The following is a 16,596-nucleotide window of genomic DNA, read 5'->3' as shown; positions in this document are numbered from 1 at the left end:
CGCGGGGGGTTTGGCCCCCAACGGCTTATGGGTGGGGGGTGGTGTCGGTGCCCCCCCGAGCCTCGCCCGACCGACGTTTCCTGTACTGCCGAAGAGCCTTTCCCCGCGATCCACGGCCCTCCGTTGCGCACCCCGTGCGCCCCCGCTCCGGAAGGAGTGCGGCACCCGTTCCGCCGCCCCGTGTCGGCGGTACCGGCGCTGCGCCCCTTCCGTGCTCCCCACTCTTCCGTCTGCGCAGGTGAGAGCCCATCCGCTTACCTACTCATCTCGCCGACTAGGTACGGATACTCAGAGCTGTGCACCGGACCCCACCCGGAGCGGCACGCTCCTGGTTACGATCGCGTCCGTGTCCGTACTCCCCCTGGTGTTCACAAGTGGCTGGGCGAGCGGGATCAACGCCTATGCGGTGGTCCTGTTGCTCGGCATCTTCGGCGCGACCGGAGTCAGCGACGAGGTGCCCACGTCGCTGCAGCGCACCGATGTGCTCGTGGTGGCCGCCGTGCTCTTCCTGTGCGAGACGGTCGCGGACCGGATCCCGTACGTGGACTCGGTCTGGGACTCGGTGCACACCGTCGTCAGGCCGGTCGCCGGGGCTGTCGTGGCGGCGCTGCTGGCCGGAGAAAGCGGTTCGCTGCCGGAGATCGCGGCCGGGGCCGTCGGCGGTTCCACGGCGCTGATGAGCCACCTGGTGAAGGCGGGCACCAGGATGGCGTTGAACACCTCCCCCGAGCCGTTCAGCAATATCGCGGTGAGCACGGCCGAGGACCTCGGAGTCGCCGGGATCATCACGTTCGCGATATTCCATCCGCTGGCGGCGGCGGTCATCGCCGCGACCCTGCTCTTCCTCGGCCTGGTGGTACTGATCTTCCTGGCCTCCCGCATCCGCAGGTTCCTGCGCCGCAAAGCGCAGCGGCGGCAGGAGAAACACCTGGCCGGGACGGGTTCGGAGCCTCGTCCGCACCGGCCTTCCGGCTGAGCTGTCGGTGCAGGCCGCTAAGGTCACTGACATGGCACGTATTGCGGTGATCGGCGCCGGGATGGGCGCAATGGCGGCGGCCGCCCGGCTGGCCGTGGCAGGCAACCGGGTGACGGTGTACGAGCGGTCGGAGACCTTCGGCGGCTCGGTCGGCCGGTATGCCCGCGACGGCTTCGCGTTCGACACCGGCCCCTCGCTGCTGCATCTGCCCGCCGTCTACCGCGACCTGTTCGTGAAGACCGGCAAGGAGCCGCTGGAGCGGTGCGTCACGATGACGCAGGTCGATCCGGCGAGCCGCCATCTCTTCGCCGACGGCACGGCGGTCTCGCTGCCGAACGCCTCGCGCGCCGGGGTGGTCGCCGCCCTGGACAGCGCGCTGGGGGCCGGTGCGGGCGGCAGCTGGGGCGGGTTCCTGGACCGGGCCCGCGATGCCTGGGACCGGTCCCGGCGGCCGCTGCTCGAGGAGCCGTTGCGCCCCGACTGGGAGGTGCTGGGCCGCGATCCGTACCCGGCACTCCGGCAGCGCCGACTGCTGCGCTCGGCCCGCCTGGCGGGCACGGTCGCGGAGGTCGGCGCCTGGGAGCTGACGGACCCCCGGCTGGCCGCTCTCCTCGACGGATACACGTTGTCGTACGGCCTCGATCCGCTGCGCGCACCGGCGAGCGCGGCCCTTCTGCCGTACATGGAGGAGACGTTCGGCAGCTGGTACGTGGCGGGCGGAATCCGGGCGCTGGCGCAGGCGGTGTACGAGCGGTGCCGGACCCGGAAGGTGGAGTTCGTCTTCGGCGCCGAGGTGGCCCGGGTCGTGGAGAAGGATGGCCGGGCAGCGGGCGTCGAGCTCGCCGCGGGCACGGTCGCGGAGGCCGACCATGTGGTGCTGGGGGCCTGGCCGCACCCCGGTCTGGTGCCGGGTCAGAGGCTCTGGCAGAGCGATGATGTGACGGCTCAGCCGCGACCGGGCGGCGGGACGGCGGTGCCGGGCCGGTTCCAGGTCCTGCTGTCGCTGCGCGGCGCCCGGCCCGCGGACGCGGTGCACCGGACGGTGGTGCACGGCGCGGACGGCGCGGCGGAGCGCGAGGCGGTGTTCGGCGGCCGGCTCGCCGCAGGTCCCACGGTGACGGTGATCCGCCCCGACGACCCCACGACCCGCCCCGACGACGCGCACGAGGCAGTGACGCTCACGGCGACGGTCGCCCCGCACGGCGCGGTGGACTGGACGGACGGTGCGCTGCGCGAGGGGTACGCCGCCACGCTGATCGAGGCGGCCGGCGCAGCCGTTCCCGGGATACGGGAGCGGGTGCTCCACGCCGAGGTGCGGACGCCCGCCGAGAGCGCGGCCGACACCGGCGCCGAGGGCGGTTCGGTGCCCGCGCCCGCGCTGGCCGGGGCCGGGGGCGCGTATCTGCATCCGGGCAACCGCACCCGGTTGCCCGGGCTCTACCTCTCGGGCGGCTGGTCGCACCCGGGCGGCGGGCTCGCGCACGCCGGGATGTCGGGGGCGCTCGTCGCCGGGCTCATCGTGGAGGGGGACGGCTTCCGCGGCTCCCGGTGACCCTGAGGAGGCGAGTGCCGGGCACGTCCGGTCGCCGCTCCCTCCTCCAGCAGCCGACGGGTTCGGACTCCGCCCGACGACTCGACGCGCCCCGTCAGTAGCGGTACTGGTCGTTGTAGCCGGTGTCGTAGCCGTTCGGGAGCGGCGCGGGCTGCTCCGGTGGCAGCGGCGGGTACTGCTCGCCCTCGCGCTGCTGCGGCACCCAGACGCCGCCCGGCGGCGTCTCGGAGGCGTACTGCTGGGCGTAGGGGTCTGCCGTGAACTGCTGCTGACCGCCATAGCTGTCATGGCCCGCGTACGGGTCCTGGGCCCCGTACTGCGGGGAGCCGGTGGTGGTGCCGATGTACGGGTCGGAGTACGCGGCGTACTGCTGCCGTCCCGTGCCGTAGTCGTGCTGCCCGGCGTAGGGGTCCTGACTCGCGTACGTGCCCTGTCCGCCGTAGCTGTCCTGGCCGGCGTACGAGTCCTGGGCGGGCGCGGTGTACGCGGAGGAGTCCGGGTACGGGTCGTGGGAGGCGTACTGGGGCTGCGACTGCTGGGACTGCTGCGCGGGCTGGGGGTCGGTGTAGATGCCGTACTGCCCGGTGTCGTCGGGCAGCGGCTCTGGCTCGTAGACCGCGGCCCCGCTCGCGGGAGCGGGGCTGTTCGCCTCGTCCTGGTTCGAGCGGTCGTACTCCATCTCCAGGTCCGACACCTCCAGCTTGGGCTCCCGGTGGGTGTCCCGGCGGCCCCGCGACCGGCGGCGACGGCTCTCGCCCGGGCTGCCCCCTATGGCCCAGCCGGTCGAGAAGCCGCGCCGGAACGAGAGCGTGACGTACGTCTGGCCGGTGGCGAACGCGATCGCGCCGACGGCGATGACGAAGACGGACGGCATCAGTACGCCGACGACCACACAGGCGAACCCGCCGAAGGCGAGCAGGCGCCAGCGAAGCCGCGCCTTGTACTGCAGCAGCACCTCGCCGAGCAGCCACAACGCCACGATGCCGAACGCGATGTAGAGGACCGTCCAGCCCATGCCCGCCCCCTTCTACGGCCACCGCCCCGGGTCGTGGCGGGTACGGCCGGTCACGACTGCTTGTGCAGTCCGAGATTCTCGTAGATCTCGAGCGTCGCCGTCGAGTTGTTGAGCGTGATGAAGTGCAGTCCGGGCACACCCTCGGAGCGCAGCCTCGCGCAGAACTCCGTCGCGAACTCAATCCCAATGGAGCGTACAGCGGCGGGATCGTCCTTGACGGCGAGGATGCGTTCTTTCAGCGACGACGGCAGCGACGCGTTGCTGAGCTGCGGAAACCGCTCCAGCTGTTTGACGCTGGTGAGCGGCATGACCTCGGGGATGATCGGCGTGTCGCAACCCGCTGCAACCACTCGGTCACGCATGCGCAGATAGTCGTCCGGACTGAAGAACATCTGCGTGATCGCATAGTCGGCGCCGGCACGGCACTTGTCCACGAAATGCTGGATGTCGGTGTCCCAGTCGGTCGAGCGCGGGTGCATCTCGGGAAATGCGGCGACGCCGACACAGAAATCGCCGGATTCCTTGATGAGCCGGACGAGATCGGCCGCGTACCGCACGCCCTGCGGGTGCTCGACCCACTCGCCCATCGGGTCGCCCGGCGGGTCGCCGCGCACGGCGAGGATGTTCCTGATTCCGGCGTCCGCGTACTGCCCGATCATGTTGCGGAGTTCGGCGACGGAGTGGTCGACGGCGGTCAGATGGGCGACCGGGGTGAGCGTGGAATCGGCAGCGATCTGCTGGGTGGCCCGCACCGTTCCGGCCCGGGTGGAACCGCCGGCGCCGTACGTCACGGAGACGAAGCTCGGCCCCACCGCCTCGACACGGCGCAGGGCATTCCAGAGATTCCGCTCGCCTTTCTCGGTTTTGGGTGCCCAGAACTCGAACGAATACGACGTCTTGCCGGTCGCGAGAAGCTCACGCACGGTGGGTGCGTGATCTGTCCTGGTAGAAGGAGTGCCAAGGGCCATACTGAAGGTTAACCAGGGCTCGAGGGTGTCCCGACCAGACCAGCGGCAATTGCCCGAATTGACTGGTGGTTTGTCCAGCCCTCGGACACTCTTCGCGCAGTCTCCGGGCGGACCCGGTCGTTCATGGATGCCCTGCGGCATTCCTGACGTGCTTGTCAGACGTCGGCGCGTGCCCTGATCCGCTTCGCGAGCCCGGCGGCGGCCGCGGCCGGGTCGTCTGCCTCGGTGATGGCCCGTACGACCACGACCCTGCGCGCCCCCGCGTCCAGCACCTCGTCGAGGTTGTCCGCGTCGATCCCGCCGATGGCGAACCACGGGCGCGTCCGGCCGAGCGAGGCGGCGTACCGCACGAGGTCGAGGCCCGGGGCGTGCCGGCCGGGCTTGGTCGGGGTGGGCCAGCAGGGTCCGGTGCAGAAGTAGTCCACGCCGGGTTCGGCGACGGCCGCATCGACCTCGGACTCGGCGTGTGTGGAGCGGCCGATCACCACGTCCCCGCCGATGATGGCCCGGGCGGCGGGCACGGGCAGGTCCCCCTGGCCGAGGTGGAGCACATCGGAGCCGATGGCATGGGCGACATCGGCCCGGTCGTTCACCGCGAGGAGCGTGCCGTGGCGCCTGCAGGCGTCGGCGAAGACAGCGAGGTGTTCGAGCTCCTCGGCCGCTTCCATGCCCTTGTCGCGCAGCTGGACGATGTCGACGCCGGAGGAGAGCACGGCGTCGAGGAACTCGGGGAGGTCACCCTCGCGTCTGCGGGCGTCCGTGCACAGGTAGAGCCGGGCGTCGGACAGCAGCGCGCGAGGCGTGGGCATGGTGCGGTTCCCCCTTGGGACGGAGCGGTACTGCTGGTGCTGCGGAGCGGTACGGCGGGGCGGCCTGATGCGGCGGTACGGGCCGCGCTGAGGCGCACGGCCCGTACCCCGCGTATGGTCGTCCCGGTCAGACGGCGAGCGCCTGGGCGCGGCGCTTCACCTCCGTGCCGCGATTCTCGCTCAGCGCCTGTGCGGGGGTACCCGGCAGGCTCGGGTCAGGAGTGAAGAGCCATTCCAGCATCTCTTCATCGGAGTAGCCGTCGTCCCTCAGGAGCGTCAGGGTGCCGGAGAGGCCCTTGACCACCTTGTTGCCGTCGATGAAGGCAGCAGGCACCTGGAGCGCCCGGTTCTCACCACGTCGTACGGCGATGAGCTGGCCTTCCTTGACCAGCTGCCGCACGCGCGTCACCTCGACATCGAACATTTCTGCGATGTCGGGGAGGTGGAGCCAGGCAGGGACAAGAGCATCGATCTTTGCGTCAATCTCGGTCACAGGACAAGCCTGCCATCCCGCACTGACAGCCGATACCCGGACTCATCCCTTCAGGGCCTCGCGAACCACGTCCGCGACGCGGCAACGCGACTCCTGGTCGCTGGTGATCCAGCCGTGGGCGGACTCCAGGACACGCGAGTAGCAGGCACCGGTGTCGGTGGTGCCCCGGTACTTCTCGGCCGAGGCTCCGTCCGCGGCGGTGACCACGCCGCCCGTGCGGGCGAGGTTGCCGGTCGAGTCCACGGTGTCGTCCGTGACGGCGTCCGTGCGCCACACGCGCGCGGAACCCGTCCGGGATGTGTCGATCAGCACACGGCGCTGGGTGACTGCGGCCCTCAGGTCGTAGTTGTTGTAGTCGCCGTAGACCGGGATGTCCATGTCGACGTCGATGGGGTAGGACCAGGCGTGCCGCTGTGCGCTGGTGCGCCCGCCCGTCCTGGTCGTCACCGTGGTGGAGCCGTGGTCGCGCTGGTGCATCGTCTGCTGCTGCCCGGTCCTGGAGACCGTGTCCGTGTTGGTGTACGCGAATTCCTGCTCGACGGTGGTGGTGACCCGGCCCTTCGAGGTCCGGACGTAGCCCGAGATCTTCCAGGAGCGGCCGGTCGACACGGAGACATGGGTGGAGCCGTCCTCACGCGGGGTCTGGACGGTCTTCACGGCGGGAGTGCCGGTGAGCGTGTTGACGGTCACCTGGCCGCTCGTACGTGACGCGTGCGCGTCCGTGTCGAGGAAGAGCGAACCGTCGACGATCCAGGTGTCGGCCGCGCCGTACGGAGTGATCCCGATGGCGTGCGGCCGGCCGTCGGCCAGCTCGCCCGCGAAGGGGGTGAGGTCGATGTCGTACGCCTCGGTCCGGAACTGGTCGATGGCCGGGATCGGCCGCCACAGGGTCGGCACGATGCCGCCGGAGTAGACGACCGGATACGGCTGGGCGAGGCCCGCGGGGCGCCCGTCCACCGTGACCTGCACCTCGCGGTAGGGGCCGCCGCCGCAGAGGTAGTCGGGGGCGGTGGCCGCGAGGTCACTGGGGACCGCGTCGAACCACTGCTCGTCGCAGCCGCCGCCGCGTGCGTAGACCTGCAGACGCGCGCCGGTCAGATTGCGCGGGAAGGTGACGTCGGTGCTGGTGGAGCCGCCCTTGCCGACGCTCAGCCAAGGGGCGTCGGTGGAGGCGGTGTTGCCCAGGGGGACGATCCGGTCGGCCGTGGTGGCGGCCGGGTGGCGCCGGTCGGCCCGGTAGTACGTGATCGTCAGCTTCACGTGGTACACGCCGGTGTACGTGCCGTTGACAACGTTTCCGAGCTCCAGCTGAAGCTTCTGCGGGTCCTTGAGGAGCGGCGCGAACTCGGTGATGTCCTTGGCGACGTGCCAGCTGATGCCGTCGTCGTCGGGCTCGGCCGTGCTGGTGCGGAAGACCTCCGCGCCGCCGACGAACACCGCGGCGAGACGGTCGTACTGACGCCCCTTCACGCTGCCCGACCAGTCGAGGACGACCTTGTTCCAGGGTCCCTCGCACCGGGCGGGCGGGGTGAGCGTGGTGGTGTACGGCGGCCCGCCGAGCGTGTAGCCGAAGTCGTGATCGACGGCCGTCACCGCGCAGTGCTCGGTGTCCGGGCGGGAGACCGGCGGCAGTGCGTCGACCGGGTCCTGGTAGGAGACGGCCGGGTTGGAGCCGGGGGCCGGGGCGGTGCCCGCGTACGCCGGGGCGGCGACTGCACCGCCGATGAGGGCGATCGAGGCCGCCGCCGCGGAGATTCCGCGCAGGGCGCGGACCCATCGGTAGGGGGACATGTACATCCTTCGGAATAGGGTCGGTGATCCAAAAGCTGTACAGTGCACCAATTTTGCCCCGCAGCCAAGAGGTGTCCGCATAGCGGAGATTGCGCTCCGCCCCCTTCACGGGCCCGTCGGGTACTTACGGTCTCCCCTGCGGGAGGCCGTTACTGACGTACCGTCGATTTCAGCGGCACGGAGGGATCGGCCGCCCGCACCTCATCGAGCCGCGCTCCCGCCTCGATGAGCTTGCGCCCCTGGGCCAGGTCGCGCGGCCGGCCGACGGCGAGGACGGCGACCAGCACGCCGTCCCGCAGCCAGAGGACCGACCAGGCGGGACCGTCCGGGTCGCCGCGCCACAGCAGGGTGTCGGCGCCCGCGTGATGGCCCGCGTACTGCACGAACCGGTCGAACTGCTCGGACCAGAAGTACGGCACGGGGTCGTACGTGAGAGGCTGCGGCGCCCCGCCGGATCCGGCGCCGATGATGTTGGCGGCGGCGGTCCGCGGCCCCTGGACGGCGTTGTCCCAGTGGTGGACGAGGAGGCGCGTGCCGTATCGCGCGGAGGGGAAGGAGGCGCAGTCCCCGACGGCGTACACATCGGGCAACGAGGTTCGCAGCGCTTCGTCGGCGGTCACCGATCCGTCCGGTCCGAGCGCGATGCCGGAGCCGGCCAGCCAGGCGGTGGCGGGCCGGGCGCCGATCCCGACGACCACCGCTCCGGCCGCGAGTGCGCGGCCGTCGGCGAGGACCACCCGGCCGGGCTCGATGCGGGCCACCGGGGCACCGGTGAGGAGTTCCGCGCCGCTCTCCCCGTACCAGCGGGCCATCGGAGCGGCGACCTCGGCGGGCAGGACGCCCGCGAGCGGCCGGTCGGCGGCCTCGACGACGGTGACCTCGCAGCCCGCGGCGCGGGCCGCGGTGGCGAACTCCGCGCCGATCCATCCGGCACCGACGACCACGACGGTGTGCTGCTCGCCGAGGACCGGCCGCAGCCGTGCGGCGTCGTCGAGGGTGCGCAGCAGATGGACGCCGCGCACACCCTCGGAGCCCGGCAGCTCGACCGGTTCGGCGCCGGTGGCGATGACCAGGACGTCGTACGGGACGGGGCCCGTCGGGGTGTCCAGTTCGTGCGCCTCGGACCGGACGCCGGTCACGTCGCGGCCCAGCTGCAGCTCGATGTCGAGCGCCTCGAAGTCGATGTCGAAGGCGGAGTCCTCGGCCTCGCCGAGCAGCACCGCCTTGGACAGCGGCGGCCGGTCGTAGGGCTGGTGGGGTTCGGCGCCGATCAGGGTGACCGGGCCGGTGAAGCCCTGTTCCCGCAGGGCCACCGCGGTCTGCACACCGGCCATGCCCGCACCGACGATGACGATGCGGCGCTCGGTCCGCCGGTCCGGCTGCTCAGTCTGCTGCTCGCTCACCTGTCCACCTTAAACACCTGACGGCCCGTCAGCCAGACACTCCTCGACCACGCTCGTCCCGCTGCCCTCCTGCGACTCCCACTCCCACCGCTCGTCCAGCCGCACGCGGCCGTCGGCGAGCTCGACGACGGTGGAACGGCAGTGTCCGGAGGATGTCGTTCCGTCCTGCTTCAACTGGACGTACCGGAAGTCGAGTCGATCGGCGGTCCTGGTGCCGACGAGATGGCCCCGGACCACGTCGCCGCCCGCGTACTCGGCCCAGATCCGGCCGTCCTGCTCGTGGTACGTGAAGCGGGTACGGGTGCCGACCTGGCCCGGCGCCTGGTCGGCGACCGGCGAGAGGACGAGTCCGTCGAGCGAACGGGCCACGGTGGCTGCTCCCTTACAGGGGCCGGGGAACGGGGTCTAGGGTGGCCACCGTAAGACACTCGCGGGAGCCCGGACGCACCGGGCTGAGAGGGAGGCTGGGCGGCCTCCGACCGTACGAACCTGATCCGGGTCATGCCGGCGAAGGGAGGGGCTGGACGCCCATGCGTTCTTCCGGGAACACATCCGTATCCGCACAAGAATCCGACGTCCTCGTCATCGGGGGCGGGATCATCGGTCTGGTGACCGCCTGGCGGGCTGCGCAGCGCGGTCTGCGCACCGCGGTCGTCGACCCCGACCCGGGCGGCGGGGCCGCCCGGGTCGCGGCCGGGATGCTCGCCGCCGTCACCGAACTCCACTACGGCGAGCAGATGCTGCTCGGCCTCAATGTCGCGTCCGCCGCGCGCTACCCGGCCTTCGCGGCCGAACTGGAGGCGGCGAGTGGCCAGGACATCGGCTTCCGCGCCTGCGGCACCCTGGCGGTCGCCCTGGACTCGGACGACCGCGCCCATCTGCGGGAGCTGCACGCGCTGCAGCAGCGTTCGGGGCTGGAGTCGGAGTGGCTCACCGGCCGTGAGTGCCGTCGGCTGGAGCCCATGCTGGCGCCGGGCGTGCGCGGCGGTCTGCGGGTCGACGGGGACCACCAGGTCGATCCCCGCCGACTGGCCGCCGCTCTGCTGACGGCCTGCGAACGGGCCGGGGTGGTCTTCCACCGCGACTGGGCGGAACGCCTCGGGGTGGCACGGGACCGGGCCGCCGGAGCCGTACTCGCGGCCGGTACGGAGCTGGCCGCCGACCAGGTCGTACTCGCCGCGGGCAGCCTCAGCGGGCGGCTCGCCGGGCTGCCGGACGAGGTCGTTCCCCCGGTGCGACCCGTGAAGGGACAGGTGCTCCGGCTGACCGTGCCCGCCGCTTACGCACCGTTCCTCACCCGCACCGTGCGGGCCGTGGTCCGGGGCAGCCATGTCTATCTCGTCCCGCGCGAGAACGGCGAGCTCGTCGTCGGCGCGACCAGCGAGGAGATGGGCTGGGACACCACCGTCACGGCGGGCGGGGTGTACGAGCTGCTGCGCGACGCCCACGAGCTGGTGCCCGGCATCACCGAACTGCCGCTCACCGAGACCCGAGCCGGCCTTCGCCCCACCTCCCCGGACAACGCCCCGCTGCTCGGCCCCACCGCCCTGTCCGGCCTCCACCTCGCCACCGGCCACCATCGCAACGGCGTGCTGCTCACCCCCGTCACCGGTGACGCCATGGCCGAGTTGCTGACCACCGGCGAGCTGCCCGCCGTGGCCCGCCCCTTCGCCCCCGGACGATTCGCACCCGCCCCCGTACCGCCCTCCGCCTCCGTACGTCAGGAGCAGCCCGCATGACCGACTCCCGTCCGCTCACCGTCTCCGTGAACGGCGATCCCCGTTCGATCGCCGCGGGCACCACTCTGGAGGCCCTTGTGGCGACACTGACGGCGGCGCCCTCCGGGGTCGCCGCGGCCCTCAACGAGACCGTCGTCCCGCGCAGCCGCTGGTCGGCCGCCGCCCTCGCCGACGGCGACCGGATCGAAGTCCTCACCGCGGTCCAGGGAGGCTGACCATGTCCGACGATCTCTTCACCCTCGGTGGCATCACGTTCGGCTCCCGGCTGATCATGGGAACGGGCGGGGCGGCCGGCCTCGACGTGCTCGAACGCTCCCTGACGGCGTCCGGCACCGAGCTGACCACCGTCGCGATGCGCCGCCTCGACCCGACCGTGCAGGGCTCGGTCCTCTCCGTCCTCGAACGCCTCTCGATCCGCGTCCTGCCGAACACGGCGGGCTGCTTCACCGCGGGCGAGGCCGTGCTGACCGCCCGGCTGGCCCGTGAGGCGCTGGGCACCGACTGGATCAAGCTGGAGGTCGTGGCCGACGAACGGACTCTGCTGCCCGACCCGATCGAGTTGCTGGACGCCGCGGAGACCCTGGTGGACGACGGGTTCACCGTCCTGCCGTACACCAGCGACGACCCGGTGCTCGCCCGGAAACTGGAGGACGTGGGATGCGCGGCGATCATGCCGCTCGGCTCCCCCATCGGCTCCGGGCTCGGCATCCGCAATCCGCACAACTTCCAGCTGATCGTCGAGCAGGCCCGGGTGCCGGTCATTCTCGACGCGGGCGCCGGGACCGCCTCGGACGCGGCCCTGGCGATGGAGCTGGGGTGCGCGGCGGTGATGCTGGCGTCGGCGGTGACCCGGGCGCAGGAGCCCGAGCTGATGGCGGCGGCGATGCGGCACGCGGTGGACGGCGGGCGGCTGGCGTACCGCGCGGGCCGGATCCCGCGGCGCCACTTCGCCGAGGCCTCCTCACCGGTGGAGGGGCGGGCGGTACTGGACCCGGAGCGGGCGGCGTTCTGAGCGCGCGTCCCCGGGTCCGTACGCTGCTGAAGCGCATGTCCCTGTCACGGCTCGGCTGCAGTACGGACCCGGGATCGCCCCGGCCCGTCGGTCGTGTCCGCGGTGGCTCGTAGACTCGGCTGCGTGGATAAGACCCTCCAGGACCCCCTTGTCGGGCAGCTGCTCGACGGCCGTTACCGCGTCGATGCCCGCATCGCCGTGGGCGGGATGGCCACGGTCTACCGGGCCATGGACACCCGGCTCGACCGGGTGCTCGCCCTCAAGGTGATGCACCCGGCGCTCGCGACCGACGTCTCATTCGTCGAGCGCTTCATCCGCGAGGCCAAGTCGGTGGCCAGGCTCGCCCACCCCAATGTGGTCGCGGTCTTCGACCAGGGCGCCCAGGGGGCGTACGTCTACCTGGCGATGGAGTACGTCGCGGGCTGCACGCTGCGCGACATCCTGCGCGAGCGCGGCGCCCTGCAGCCGCGGGCCGCCCTGGACATCCTGGAGCCGGTCCTCGCCGCGCTCGGTGCCGCACACCGGGCGGGGTTCGTGCACCGCGACATGAAGCCGGAGAACGTCCTGATAGGGGACGACGGCCGGGTGAAGGTCGCGGATTTCGGTCTCGTACGGGCTGTGGGCGCGGTCACGAACACCACCGGATCCGTCCTGGGCACCGTCTCCTACCTCGCCCCCGAGCAGATCGAGCACGGCACGGCGGACACCCGCGCCGATGTGTACGCCTGCGGTGTCGTGCTGTACGAGATGCTGACGGGCGCCAAGCCGCACACCGGTGACTCCCCCGCCCAGGTCATCTACCAGCACCTCAACGAGGACGTCCCGGCCCCCTCGGCCGCCGTCCCCGGGCTCGCGGTCGAGCTGGACCGCCTGGTCGCGAGCGCCACCGCCCGTGACCCCGAGGTCCGCCCGTTCGACGCGGTGGCCCTGCTGGCCGAGGCCCGCACCGCGCGCGCCGCGCTCACCGACGAACAATTGGACGCCGTACCGCCGCAGGCCCTCGCCGAGGTGCACGACGTCGCCGAGGACCGCACGAGTGTGATCCCCCGGGTGCTCCCGGAGGGTCAGGGCACGGCCCACCACACCAGCCGGCTGGAGATGCCCCCGCCGCTGCCGCCCGAGCAGGACCGGCAGGCCCGACGCGGGCCGCGGCGCGGAATGCTTGTCGCGATCTTCGCCGTGCTGCTGGTGCTCGGGGCCGGTACCGGTGTCTGGTACATCAACTCGGGACAGTTCACCCGGGTCCCCTCCCTCCTCGGCCAGACCGAGAAGGAGGCCGGGCAGCGGCTCTCCGACTCCGGGCTGGAGCTGAAGAGCGTCAAGCGGGCCTACAGCGACAGCGTCGAGCGCGGCAGGGTCATCGACAGTGATCCGAAGTCCGGCGCCCGGATCCGGGGCAACGGCTCGGTGACGATCACCGTGTCGCGCGGCCCGGAGATCGTGAAGGTGCCCGCCGTCGAGGGCATGGCGCTGGCCGAGGCCAGGCAGGCGCTGAAGAAGAGCGGGCTGGTGCCCGGCATGGTCACCAGGGAGTTCAGCGGGGAGTTCGACCGGGGCCACGTGATCCGTACGGATCCCGCAGCGGGCGCCGAGCGCCACCCCGACTCCGCGGTCGCCCTGGTCGTCAGCAAGGGCAGCCCGGTCGATGTCCCCGATGTCACCGGACTGTCGGTCCAGGACGCCACCGCCGCACTGGACGAGGAAGGGCTGAAGGCCGAGGTGCTGCCCGGCCGCGTCAACTCTCCCGAGGTCGAGGGCGACATCGCGCACCAGTCCCCGGGCCAGGGTGCCCATGTCGCCGAGGGCGACACCGTCACGCTCACGGTCTCCAAGGGCCCGCGGATGATCGACGTACCGGACGTCACCGGCAAGGACGTCGACGAGGCGACGAGGCTGCTGAAGAAGGCGGGCTTCGAGGTCAAGGTCGACCGCCCGTTCCTCTCCTTCAGTGACAAGATCGCCAGTCAGTCCGTGGACGGCGGCACACAGGCCCCCGAGGGCAGCACCATCACCATCAAGACCAAGGGGCTCTAGATCCATATGCGCAACCCCGTCGGCGGCCATGTCCCCGTGGCCGGCGGCCTGGCCAAAGTCGGTCTGCCCTACGCCCGTGAGATGGGGGCGGAGGCCGTCCAGGTCTTCGTCGCCAATCCGCGTGGCTGGGCCACGCCCACCGGGAAGCCGGCGCAGGACGAACAGTTCCGCGCCGAGTGTGCAGCCGAGTCGATACCGGCATACGTCCACGCCCCGTACCTGATCAATTTCGGCTCGCACACCGAGGCCACCGTGGAGAAGTCCGTGGACTCGCTGCGCCACTCCCTGCGCCGGGCCCGTGAGATCGGCGCCCTGGGCGTCGTGGTGCACACCGGCTCGGCGACCGGCGGCCGGCCGCGCGCGGAGGCCCTGGCGCAGGTACGGACGCACATGAGGCCGCTCCTCGACGAGCTGACCCATGACGACGACCCATATCTGCTGCTGGAGTCGACCGCCGGACAGGGGTTCTCGCTCTGCTCGCGGACCTGGGACTTCGGCCCGTATTTCGACGCACTCGACGCCCACCCCAAGCTCGGTATCTGTCTCGACACCTGCCACATCTACGCGGCGGGGCACGATCTGGCGGGCCCCGCGGGCATGAAGCAGACCCTGGACCTGCTGGTGGACACGGTCGGCGAGGGGCGGCTGAAGCTGATACACGCCAATGACTCCAAGGACGTGGTGGGAGCCAACAAGGACCGGCACGAGAACATCGGCGCCGGACACATCGGCGAGGAGCCGTTCCGGGAACTGTTCGCCCATCCGGCGACGGCGGGAGTACCGCTGATCATCGAGACGCCGGGCGGCAAGGAAGGCCATGCGGCGGATGTGGCGCGACTGAAGGGGCTACGCGACTGCGGCTGACCGCGAAACCCATTGAGGAATACCCCCATGGGGTATACGGTTCTTCTTGTCGACAGGAACCGCACCGGCATTGGGGGATCGCCATGCAGCACCACACGCGTGACGGAGAGCACCAGCAGCACCACGAGCACCACGGGCAGGGACACGACGGCAGCAGCCGCGCCGACCACTCGGCTCACGCCGGCCACGCGGCGCACTCCCCCGGCCGGGTCGACTGGTCCATGGCCGCGCGCGCCACACTGCACTGCCTCACCGGATGCGCCATCGGCGAGATCCTCGGCATGGTGATCGGCACGGCGCTCGACTGGAGCAACACGGGGACGATGATCGTCGCGATCGTCCTGGCGTTCTTCTTCGGCTACACGCTGACACTGCGCTCGATCCTGAAGGCCGGCGTCGACTTCCGTACCGCGTTCCGGGTCGCCCTGGCCGCCGACACCCTCTCCATCGCGGTGATGGAACTGATCGACAACGGCGTGATCGCCCTGTGGCCGGGCGCCATGGACGCACAGCTCGCCGACGCGCTGTTCTGGGGAACGCTCGCGCTGTCGCTGGCCGTCGCCTTCGTCGTCACCACACCGGTCAACAAGTGGATGATCGGCCGTGGCAAGGGCCACGCGGTAGTGCACCAATACCACCACTGACGGCCCCGCACCGGGACCGTCAGGTCAGAGCTCGGGGCCTTCCCCGGGCTCTTCCTGGTAGGAGTAGCGCTGCTCGCGCCACGGGTCGCCGATGTTGTGGTAGCCGCGCTCCTCCCAGAAGCCCCGGCGATCGGCCGTCATGTACTCGACGCCCCGGACCCACTTGGGCCCCTTCCAGGCGTACAGGTGCGGCACGACAAGGCGCAGCGGGAAGCCGTGCTCCGCAGTGAGCAGCTCACCGCCCTTGTGGGTGGCGAAAAGCGTGCGGTCCGAGGTGAAGTCGGCGAGCCGCAGGTTCGAGCTGAATCCGTACTCGGCCCAGACCATCACATGCGTGACCTGGGGCGCGGGTGGCGCGAGTTCCAGAATCGTACGGGCGAGGACCCCGCCCCATTCGGCCCCGAGCATGCTGAATTTCGTGACGCAGTGCAGATCGGCGACAACCGAGGAGAACGGCAGGGCCGAGAACTCCTGGTGGTTCCAGCAGTGCTTCTCGCCGTCCGCGGTGGCTCCGAAGACCCGGAACTCCCAGCGATCGGGCTTGAACTTGGGAACCGGCCCGTAGTGGGTAACCGGCCAACCGCGCTGCAGTCGCTGCCCCGGAGGAAGCTCGGACTGCTCTGATTCGCGGTATTCCCGGCTTTCCGGCTGACCCATGCCTCCATGGTGACAGACAGGCAGGGGTGGTCATGACCAGGGTGGCGACTATTCGGGCAACTCATACTAAGCATGTACTTACTGGACGGCCGGGGGGTGCGGTGCGAGGATGCGGCCAACGTGCCCAGTTCACCGGTTGGAAGGAGCCTCTGCGATGCAGGGCGACCCCGAGGTCCTCGAGTTCCTGAACGAACAGCTGACCGCCGAATTGACTGCCATCAATCAGTACTTCCTGCACGCGAAGATGCAGGACAACTTCGGCTGGACGAAGCTCGCGAAGTACACCCGGTCCGAGTCGTTCGACGAGATGAAGCACGCCGAGACCCTGACGGACCGCATCCTCTTCCTCGACGGACTCCCCAACTACCAGCGGCTCTTCCATGTACGCGTGGGCCAGACGGTCACCGAGATGTTCCAGGCCGACCGCCAGGTCGAGGTGGAGGCGATCGACCGGCTCAAGCGCGGTATCGAGTTGATGCGCGGGAAGGGCGACATCACGTCCGCAAATATCTTTGAATCGATCCTGGAGGACGAGGAGCAGCACATCGACTACCTCGACACCCAGCTGGAACTGATCGAGAAGCTCGGTGAGCCGCTCTACATCGCGCAGCAGATCGAGCAGCCTGACAGCTGAGTCCG

Annotated in this window: 17 protein-coding genes and 1 riboswitch; of the genes, 9 read left to right on the top strand and 8 right to left on the bottom strand. The window is 70.9% G+C overall.

Features of this window, described 5'->3' with window-relative positions; all coding sequences use genetic code 11:
* Positions 1 to 346: 346 nt before the first annotated feature.
* Together ACGFSA_RS26720 and ACGFSA_RS26715 are read left to right on the top strand one after the other, a co-directional pair.
* Entirely contained in the window at positions 347 to 976 is a 630-nt protein-coding gene (locus ACGFSA_RS26720; RefSeq protein ID WP_393308365.1) for a DUF4126 domain-containing protein, read from the top strand.
* Positions 977 to 1,007: 31 nt separating this feature from the next.
* Positions 1,008 to 2,528 (top strand): phytoene desaturase family protein, encoded by a 1,521-nt coding sequence (locus ACGFSA_RS26715; protein ID WP_393308363.1) that lies wholly within the window; start codon positions 1,008 to 1,010, stop codon positions 2,526 to 2,528.
* A 94-nt stretch (positions 2,529 to 2,622) separates the two neighbouring features.
* On the opposite strand, the gene ACGFSA_RS26710 is transcribed toward ACGFSA_RS26715, so the two are convergent.
* The 7 genes from ACGFSA_RS26710 to ACGFSA_RS26680 all read right to left on the bottom strand — a co-directional run bounded on the left by ACGFSA_RS26710 (position 2,623) and on the right by ACGFSA_RS26680 (position 9,376).
* Entirely contained in the window at positions 2,623 to 3,543 is a 921-nt protein-coding gene (locus ACGFSA_RS26710; protein ID WP_393308361.1) for a hypothetical protein, read from the bottom strand.
* Between the two features lie 50 nt (positions 3,544 to 3,593).
* A complete protein-coding gene (gene metF / locus ACGFSA_RS26705; RefSeq protein ID WP_393308373.1) occupies positions 3,594 to 4,511 on the bottom strand; it encodes a methylenetetrahydrofolate reductase [NAD(P)H] in 918 nt (305 codons plus the stop codon).
* A 155-nt stretch (positions 4,512 to 4,666) separates the two neighbouring features.
* Entirely contained in the window at positions 4,667 to 5,320 is a 654-nt protein-coding gene (gene thiE, locus ACGFSA_RS26700) for a thiamine phosphate synthase (protein ID WP_393308359.1), read from the bottom strand.
* Between the two features lie 127 nt (positions 5,321 to 5,447).
* Positions 5,448 to 5,813 (bottom strand): Rv2175c family DNA-binding protein, encoded by a 366-nt coding sequence (locus ACGFSA_RS26695; protein ID WP_393308357.1) that lies wholly within the window; start codon positions 5,811 to 5,813, stop codon positions 5,448 to 5,450.
* Between the two features lie 42 nt (positions 5,814 to 5,855).
* Positions 5,856 to 7,604: a peptide-N4-asparagine amidase gene (locus tag ACGFSA_RS26690; RefSeq protein WP_393308354.1), complete on the bottom strand. Its 1,749-nt coding sequence runs from the start codon at positions 7,602 to 7,604 to the stop codon at positions 5,856 to 5,858.
* Positions 7,605 to 7,753: 149 nt separating this feature from the next.
* The gene (locus tag ACGFSA_RS26685) at positions 7,754 to 8,938 is read right to left on the bottom strand and encodes an NAD(P)/FAD-dependent oxidoreductase (RefSeq protein ID WP_393308371.1); all 1,185 of its coding nucleotides are present in this window, start codon (positions 8,936 to 8,938) and stop codon (positions 7,754 to 7,756) included.
* Between the two features lie 78 nt (positions 8,939 to 9,016).
* Positions 9,017 to 9,376, bottom strand: a complete 360-nt coding sequence (locus ACGFSA_RS26680; protein WP_393308352.1) for a hypothetical protein — start codon at positions 9,374 to 9,376, stop codon at positions 9,017 to 9,019.
* 51 nt (positions 9,377 to 9,427) lie between these two features.
* Positions 9,428 to 9,540, top strand: a riboswitch (TPP riboswitch).
* On the opposite strand from ACGFSA_RS26680, the gene thiO reads away from it, so the two are divergent.
* The 6 genes from thiO (at position 9,538) to ACGFSA_RS26650 (ending at position 15,300) form a co-directional block, all read left to right on the top strand.
* On the top strand, positions 9,538 to 10,746 hold the full coding sequence (gene thiO, locus ACGFSA_RS26675) for a glycine oxidase ThiO (protein ID WP_393308350.1): 1,209 nt from the start codon (positions 9,538 to 9,540) through the stop codon (positions 10,744 to 10,746). It overlaps the preceding riboswitch by 3 nt.
* Positions 10,743 to 10,961 (top strand): sulfur carrier protein ThiS, encoded by a 219-nt coding sequence (thiS, locus tag ACGFSA_RS26670; protein ID WP_393308348.1) that lies wholly within the window; start codon positions 10,743 to 10,745, stop codon positions 10,959 to 10,961. Before thiO ends, thiS begins: the two co-directional genes overlap by 4 nt.
* Positions 10,962 to 10,963: 2 nt before the next feature.
* A complete protein-coding gene (locus ACGFSA_RS26665) occupies positions 10,964 to 11,758 on the top strand; it encodes a thiazole synthase (RefSeq protein WP_393308346.1) in 795 nt (264 codons plus the stop codon).
* A 123-nt stretch (positions 11,759 to 11,881) separates the two neighbouring features.
* On the top strand, positions 11,882 to 13,792 hold the full coding sequence (pknB, locus tag ACGFSA_RS26660) for a Stk1 family PASTA domain-containing Ser/Thr kinase (protein WP_393308344.1): 1,911 nt from the start codon (positions 11,882 to 11,884) through the stop codon (positions 13,790 to 13,792).
* Positions 13,793 to 13,798: 6 nt separating this feature from the next.
* Positions 13,799 to 14,656, top strand: coding sequence for a deoxyribonuclease IV (locus ACGFSA_RS26655; protein ID WP_393308342.1), 858 nt, complete (start codon positions 13,799 to 13,801; stop codon positions 14,654 to 14,656).
* Between the two features lie 83 nt (positions 14,657 to 14,739).
* Entirely contained in the window at positions 14,740 to 15,300 is a 561-nt protein-coding gene (locus tag ACGFSA_RS26650) for a DUF4396 domain-containing protein (RefSeq protein WP_393308340.1), read from the top strand.
* A gap of 24 nt (positions 15,301 to 15,324) precedes the next feature.
* Here ACGFSA_RS26650 and ACGFSA_RS26645 read toward each other — a convergent pair whose 3' ends face one another.
* Entirely contained in the window at positions 15,325 to 15,957 is a 633-nt protein-coding gene (locus ACGFSA_RS26645; protein WP_327246867.1) for a sulfite oxidase-like oxidoreductase, read from the bottom strand.
* Positions 15,958 to 16,111: 154 nt separating this feature from the next.
* On the opposite strand from ACGFSA_RS26645, the gene bfr reads away from it, so the two are divergent.
* Positions 16,112 to 16,591 (top strand): bacterioferritin, encoded by a 480-nt coding sequence (bfr, locus tag ACGFSA_RS26640; protein WP_393308338.1) that lies wholly within the window; start codon positions 16,112 to 16,114, stop codon positions 16,589 to 16,591.
* Positions 16,592 to 16,596 lie beyond the last annotated feature (5 nt).

Source organism: Streptomyces sp. NPDC048496 (genome assembly GCF_043200055.1).
In the GTDB taxonomy this organism is placed as follows: Bacteria; Actinomycetota; Actinomycetes; order Streptomycetales; family Streptomycetaceae; genus Streptomyces.
The sequence above is the reverse complement of the archived record's forward strand: the minus strand, read 5'-3'. Positions and strand labels throughout refer to the sequence as shown.

What these genes read in the sequence shown, in the direction of transcription:
- ACGFSA_RS26715 (WP_393308363.1), top strand. Translation starts at nt 1,008, where the DNA reads ATGGCACGTATTGCGGTGATCGGCGCCGGGATGGGCGCAATGGCGGCG.
- ACGFSA_RS26710 (WP_393308361.1), bottom strand. Translation starts at nt 3,543, where the DNA reads ATGGGCTGGACGGTCCTCTACATCGCGTTCGGCATCGTGGCGTTGTGG.
- metF (WP_393308373.1), bottom strand. Translation starts at nt 4,511, where the DNA reads ATGGCCCTTGGCACTCCTTCTACCAGGACAGATCACGCACCCACCGTG.
- thiE (WP_393308359.1), bottom strand. Translation starts at nt 5,320, where the DNA reads ATGCCCACGCCTCGCGCGCTGCTGTCCGACGCCCGGCTCTACCTGTGC.
- ACGFSA_RS26690 (WP_393308354.1), bottom strand. Translation starts at nt 7,604, where the DNA reads ATGTCCCCCTACCGATGGGTCCGCGCCCTGCGCGGAATCTCCGCGGCG.
- ACGFSA_RS26685 (WP_393308371.1), bottom strand. Translation starts at nt 8,938, where the DNA reads ATGGCCGGTGTGCAGACCGCGGTGGCCCTGCGGGAACAGGGCTTCACC.
- thiO (WP_393308350.1), top strand. Translation starts at nt 9,538, where the DNA reads ATGCGTTCTTCCGGGAACACATCCGTATCCGCACAAGAATCCGACGTC.
- thiS (WP_393308348.1), top strand. Translation starts at nt 10,743, where the DNA reads ATGACCGACTCCCGTCCGCTCACCGTCTCCGTGAACGGCGATCCCCGT.
- ACGFSA_RS26665 (WP_393308346.1), top strand. Translation starts at nt 10,964, where the DNA reads ATGTCCGACGATCTCTTCACCCTCGGTGGCATCACGTTCGGCTCCCGG.
- ACGFSA_RS26655 (WP_393308342.1), top strand. Translation starts at nt 13,799, where the DNA reads ATGCGCAACCCCGTCGGCGGCCATGTCCCCGTGGCCGGCGGCCTGGCC.
- ACGFSA_RS26650 (WP_393308340.1), top strand. Translation starts at nt 14,740, where the DNA reads ATGCAGCACCACACGCGTGACGGAGAGCACCAGCAGCACCACGAGCAC.
- ACGFSA_RS26645 (WP_327246867.1), bottom strand. Translation starts at nt 15,957, where the DNA reads ATGGGTCAGCCGGAAAGCCGGGAATACCGCGAATCAGAGCAGTCCGAG.
- bfr (WP_393308338.1), top strand. Translation starts at nt 16,112, where the DNA reads ATGCAGGGCGACCCCGAGGTCCTCGAGTTCCTGAACGAACAGCTGACC.